This window comes from Streptomyces sp. NPDC093065, from assembly GCF_044754585.1.
In the GTDB taxonomy this organism is placed as follows: Bacteria; Actinomycetota; Actinomycetes; order Streptomycetales; family Streptomycetaceae; genus Streptomyces.
In genome coordinates, this window is the sequence record NZ_JBIVPJ010000057.1 from 1 (window position 1) to 5,459 (window position 5,459).

Consider the following 5,459-nt stretch of genomic DNA (forward strand, 5'->3'; position numbering starts at 1 on the left):
TCGAAAGCTCAACAGCTCCGGGCTCAGCTACGTTCTCACTGGTCATCGATGCATCCTCCATGATCGGGAGTTACACCGAACGATTTACAGTCCCGAAATGTCAGTTAACCCTTTCAGGCTGGTTGAGGTGGTTCAGCGGGCGGTTGCTCGCTGCTGGCGGGCGAGGGCTTCGGCGGCCTTGCGGCGGTGGGCGGCCTGTGAGTCGGCGGGAGCGCCGGCTGCACGGCCCGGGTGTTCGCGCAGGCCGCGCAATTTGGCGGCGAGGCGGGGCAGGCGAGGGCTGTTGGGGGCGACGTCGATGCTGAACAGGGATTCGTCAGGCCGCTTGTCGTCCCCGCTCCAGCGGACCACGCCATCGAGCTCGGCGAGGATGTCGCGGAGCACGGTCAGCTGTTCTGGGAACCAGCCTCCGGCGGTGCCGGCCGGGTAATGGCCGGGGCGGATTCACACCGCGGTACCAGAGGCCAGGTTGGAGGCGGGGGTCGCCGGGTCGAGGCCTGACGGGTGCTGCCAGCCGGTGACGTCGCCGCGGCGCAACTCGTCGATCTCGTAGTGGTGGCGGCGCAGCAGATGGATCAGAACGGCCTCCACGTCGCCGATGCGGGTGGCGACGGTGAGGCCGGTGCCGGGAACTGGGCGGGTCCAGACGGTGGAGACGTCCTCGGCCTGCTCCTCCGATGTCCAGCCGTTGAGGGAAACGGGGCGTTCCTTGGCCGCGGCGTCCATGGCTCCGGCGGGGTTTGCTGAGGCTGCCGCGTCGGCGGCGGAAGCCTTCGGGGCGGTGAGGAGCGTGCCGGTGGCGAGTCCCAGCCCCAGGACGGCCGTGCCCTGCACCATCATGCGCCTGTTGATGTACGTCATGTCGTGCGTCCTTCCTTGGTGTGCTGTGGGCAGAGGGGCAGTTCGCCGCGGCGCGATGGCAGGCGTAGTAGCTCTCCATGACGCGGTATACGCCGCCGACGTCCCGGCCGTACTTGTTCGGCGGCTTCGTTGGTGCCGTTGTAGCGGGCGATGATCCGTTCGGTGTCGGCGTCCGAGGTGTCCAGGCCTGGGCGGGGCAGACTGATCTGGAAGGCGTTGTAGACGGTCACATAGGCCGCGGTCTCGATGTTGTACTCGGGGTCTTCGTGGAGGCTGGTCCACACGGTGGAGCGGTCGTCCTCGAGGGTCAGCAGCGGCTCGTTGAGGAGACCCTGCTCCACGCAGTAGTTGCGGGCCTCGATGGCGACCCAGGCGAAGATCTGGCCCCAGCCGGTGCTGGAGTCGTCCCTCAGGCCGGCCTTGACAGCTGCGTCGGCTATGGGGTCCAGGGGGTTGAACTGCCGCAACTCCCACAGCACTGGTGCCTGCACCAGTGCCTTGCGCAGCCGGAGGTTGCGGGCCAGACGGGTGAAGAGCCAGTCCATGGAGATGACTGCGTCGATGGCTTCGGAGTTGGAAATTCCGCCGAGGGTGATCCAGCCGTCGTCGGTCCAGCCGTCTCCCCCGGTCTCGGGAACCCCGATGCTCTCGAGGTAGCCGCGGATCTCGGCCTTCATCGCCTCGTGGTCGGCGGCGACGATGGCGACGTCGAGGTTCTCGGTGTAGGAGGCGGGGTTGAAGGTCCGTTCTCCGTCGTCGCGGCCCGAGGCGATGTTCTTGTCGATCTCTATGATGCCCTCGCCGGAGCCGACGGTGAGGGTGGCGATCTGGTCGAATGCCCAGTTGGCGGGCAGGGTGTAGCCCAGGTTTCCGGAGAAGCCGCTGGACATGTCGGAGACGAAGCTAGCGTCGGCGTAGCCGGCGTCCGAGACGCGGCGGCACACGTTGCGGGCGCCGTATACGCCGATCCGGTAACGGGAGTAGGTCGTGATCACGTGATGGACGCCGCGGAAGTGCGGCAGGACGGAGGCGGTGACCTCGCCATCAAGGGCGTCGAAGTCGACGGCGAAGTAGATGCGGGCGCCGTCCTGGAAGCCGTGTCGCCGTGCCCAGACGATGGCGTCGTGGGCGTCCTGGATACCCTGGTTGTAGGAGAAGTAGTCGGCGCTGCCGCCCCACGTTTGGTAGATCGGGAAGCAGGACAGTCCAGCCGCGGCGATGGTGGCGAGCTCACCCGGTTTGATCATCTTGTCGAGGGCGGAGCCGGCCACGTTGCTCAGGAACCGGCCGACGTGCCGGTAGCCGGCGGAGTGGAGAGCCTGGGCGCGGGCCGGGGTCACGGTGGTGATGCAGTCACAGTCGGTGCCGGGACGTGACTGGTCGCCGTAGGAGACCAGCAGTGACGCCCACGTGGAGAAGTCGACGGTGCCGGTGGGCGGCAGGGCGACGTACGACTGAAACAGTCCGACCGCCTGGGCAACCTGTGCGTCGTAGAAGGAAGTGAATCCCATTGGGCGGTCGTTGAGGACCAGGGCAGCAGTGAGCAGAGAGACCCAGACACCGCTGTTGCCAGCAGACAGGGGTGGCTGCGCAGGCCGGACTGGGTAGCGGGCCGAAAACGCCGTTTGCGGCGCCGTCAGCCATGCCCAGTTCGTACTGGATCGCGTACAGCATCGACTTGGCGACACTGCGGGAGTGGTGGCCGTCGCAGGGGATGACGAAGAAGTCGGCGCGGCTGATGTAGCGTCCGTTGAGCCAGCGCTGGACAGTCTGCACGGCCGAGCTGCCGGCCCGGTCGCCGTGTGTCACCAGCACGTACGGGTCCATGTTAAGCAGGCCCTTGAACACCTTCGGCGTGAGACCGGCTCCTTCGACGTTGCCGACGCCCATGTCCTGCTTCAGCTGTGTCACGGACGCGGTGACGCGCGGCCCCCAGATGCCGTCGATGTCACCGCCGTCGTACCCCTTGCAGTAGAGCGCCGACTGCACGATCTTCGCGAAGTTGTCCGACGGTACGGTCGCCGCGGTGAGTGACGGGTACGCCGCTCTCAGGGTGCTCAGAGTGAGGGGGTTGAAACTGTTAGTACTCCAGCTGTAGATCGTGATCTTCATGTGGTGGCCGTTGTCTGGCGTCACCAGCGGGCGACGAGCGTTTCCTCCGCGCCCCGGTTGCGGTACAGCCAGGTGGTCCCCGGCGCGGTGGCCCCGGTCAGGTAGCCGACGATGGGCTCCCGCTGTGTTGCGCTGTCCAGTTCACCAAGCAGCTTCAGGGCTTCGGGCAGGGCGAAGAAGGCGGCTTGTTCGATGTCGTCGTCCTGCGGTGTGAGGTCCCCTGCCCACTCGTCGATCTCGAAGGCTGCGGCCAAGGCCGAGGGGTGCTGCTCGGAGTCGATGTGCATGAGGAACGCGGTCCGCACCGGGTCGTCGACCAGCAGCCCGGTCTCCTCCCGCAGCTCACGCCGGAGAGCTTCGTGCAGGAGCTCGCCGTCCTCAACCCCGCCACCGGGCAGCGACCAGAGCATCTCGCCGTCGGCGCCGAGACTCTCCCGTACGAGCAGGATCTCGTCGTCTCGGCGGATGATGCCGATGACCAACTGCACCCGGGGCCTGGGGGCCTTCACATTTTCAACTGCCATGCCGCAGACCGTATGTGATGGCCGAATCGCCAGTGGCCGGGGCCGCCGCGGAGAGGGGCGCGACCACCGTTGATCATCGTGAGTTGTGTGGACTGACGAAGAGACGGTGCCCGCAAGCCACAGCATAGATCCCGGTCGGTGGCGGGCGGCCTTTGAGGTGGCCATGGGCCGGATCGCGGACCGGTTCGCCCGGGTCGAGCCCCGGCTGCGGGCCGGGCGGCTGGTGCTGGGCCTGCTGTCGGACCTGCCACGCAAGAACTGTTGGACGATCGCGGAATGGGCCGGGGAGACCAGCCCGCACGGCATGCAGCATCTGCTGTGCCGAGCCGTCTGGGATGCCGACAGCGTCCGTGATGACGTGCGCGAATACGTCGTCGAGCACCTCCATGACGACGCTGCGGTCCTGGTGGTCGACGAGAACGGCGACGTGAAGAAGGGCACCCACACGGTCGGGGTCCAGCGCCAGTACACCGGAACGGCCGGACGGATCGAGAACGCCCAAGTCGCGGTCTACCTCGTCTACGCCGGGATGCGCGGGCACGCGGCGGTGGACCGGGAGCTGTACGTCCCGCACACCTGGACGTGCGACCCGGACCGCTGCCGGGCAGCTGGCCTTGGCCAGGACACCGTCTTCGCGACCAAGCCGGAGCTGGCCCGCACGATGATCGAACGGTTCCTGGACGCCGGACACCACGTCGGCTGGGTCACCGGCGACGAGGTCTACGGCAGCAACCCGAAACTCCGTACGGCTCTGCAAGAACGCGGCATCGGCTACGTCCTCGCAGTGGCGTGCTCGGCCGAGGTGCCCACCGGCGCCGGCAGGATCCGCGCCGATGCCCTGGCGCGGAAGGTGCCCAAGCGGGCCTGGCAGAAGCTCTCGGCCGGGCGCGGCGCGAAGGGGCAGCGGTTCTACGACTGGGCCGTCATCGACCTCGCCGAGGCAGCCCCGGGCCGCCACCAGCTGCTGGTCCGCCGCAACCGCAGCACCGGCGAACTCGCCTATTACCGCTGTCACTCCACCACGCCGACATCACTGACCGCCCTGGTCAAGGTCGCAGGTTCCAGATGGCGGGTGGAGGAGGCATTCCAAGCCGGAAAGGGCCTGGCCGGGCTGGACGAGCACCAGGTCCGCCGCTATCCCTCGTGGGCCCGCTGGGTCACCCTTGCGATGCTGGCCCACGCCTTCCTCGCCGTCGTCCGCGCCGACGAACACGCACACCGACACACGCCGGACGACCTGGTCCCACTGTCCTGCAACGAGATCTGCCGCCTGTTCATCGCGCTCGTTGTCCGGCCGGTCCGCGACGCGGCCCACCGGCTCGCCTGGTCCGACTGGCGCCGCCGCCACCAAGCACGATCACGCACCAGTCACTACCGGCGGCAAGCCACAGCCCAGACATGAAGATCACGATCTGCAGCTGGAGTATTAGACAGGGCGGTGATACCGAGTTCGTACTGAAGCGCGCGGGTGAGCGCGTACATCGTGGCCCAGCCAGTCCGTCCGTCCGTCCGTCCTCAAGCGTCGTGCCAATTATGTCGCCGTATGTATGGTTCACGAACTGCTGTGCGCGCAGCACCAGTTCATCCATGACGGTCTGCCTTTCGGTTGGGCGTAGGTTTCTCAGCCCTTTTGGAGGGAGCGACTGAGCTGGAACTCCGGCAAAAACGATCACGCGATGCGAAGGCTGACTGTCGACCCAAAGCCTCAGGTGGCTCCACCATTGTCGTCAGGCGACCCAGCGGATATTGTCTCGTTGTCGGGTTCAGCCGCCAGGAACTATGCGGGTCATGATAAGTTCGCAGTTTCCGTTTCCCGCAAATTCGATCCGGCACCTGCTTCAGGCCCTTAGACCGTGTCCTACGTGGTGAGGCGTCGTTGGACTCGGCATGGGGCGGGGTACGTGGAGTTGGATTGTTCCGGACGGGCTGTGGGAGATCGCGAAGCCGCTGATCCCGCCGTCG

At 66.9% G+C, this 5,459-nt stretch carries 5 protein-coding genes; 1 reads left to right on the forward strand and 4 read right to left on the reverse strand.

From position 1 onward, the window contains the following. Positions 1-132 precede the first annotated feature (132 nt). The 4 genes from ACIQFU_RS38535 to ACIQFU_RS38550 form a co-directional block, all read right to left on the reverse strand. Complete coding sequence (locus ACIQFU_RS38535) at positions 133-384, reverse strand: hypothetical protein (protein WP_402558045.1); 252 nt, start codon at positions 382-384, stop codon at positions 133-135. A gap of 60 nt (positions 385-444) precedes the next feature. Further along, a complete protein-coding gene (locus ACIQFU_RS38540; protein WP_402558047.1) occupies positions 445-861 on the reverse strand; it encodes a hypothetical protein in 417 nt (138 codons plus the stop codon). Beyond that, the gene (locus ACIQFU_RS38545; RefSeq protein WP_402558048.1) at positions 858-2,372 is read right to left on the reverse strand and encodes a glycoside hydrolase domain-containing protein; all 1,515 of its coding nucleotides are present in this window, start codon (positions 2,370-2,372) and stop codon (positions 858-860) included. The genes ACIQFU_RS38540 and ACIQFU_RS38545 overlap by 4 nt, the downstream gene beginning before the upstream one ends. 621 nt (positions 2,373-2,993) lie before the next feature. Further along, entirely contained in the window at positions 2,994-3,497 is a 504-nt protein-coding gene (locus ACIQFU_RS38550; RefSeq protein ID WP_402558050.1) for an NUDIX hydrolase, read from the reverse strand. Between the two features lie 163 nt (positions 3,498-3,660). Here ACIQFU_RS38550 and ACIQFU_RS38555 point away from each other — a divergent pair, with 163 nt between their 5' ends. Next, a complete protein-coding gene (locus ACIQFU_RS38555; RefSeq protein ID WP_402558051.1) occupies positions 3,661-4,899 on the forward strand; it encodes an IS701 family transposase in 1,239 nt (412 codons plus the stop codon). The last annotated feature ends 560 nt before the right edge of the window (positions 4,900-5,459 follow it).

Coding starts and splice junctions, on each gene's coding strand:
- ACIQFU_RS38540 (WP_402558047.1), bottom strand. CDS start 861: ATGACGTACATCAACAGGCGCATGATGGTGCAGGGCACGGCCGTCCTG.
- ACIQFU_RS38545 (WP_402558048.1), bottom strand. CDS start 2,372: ATGGGATTCACTTCCTTCTACGACGCACAGGTTGCCCAGGCGGTCGGA.
- ACIQFU_RS38550 (WP_402558050.1), bottom strand. CDS start 3,497: ATGGCAGTTGAAAATGTGAAGGCCCCCAGGCCCCGGGTGCAGTTGGTC.
- ACIQFU_RS38555 (WP_402558051.1), top strand. CDS start 3,661: ATGGGCCGGATCGCGGACCGGTTCGCCCGGGTCGAGCCCCGGCTGCGG.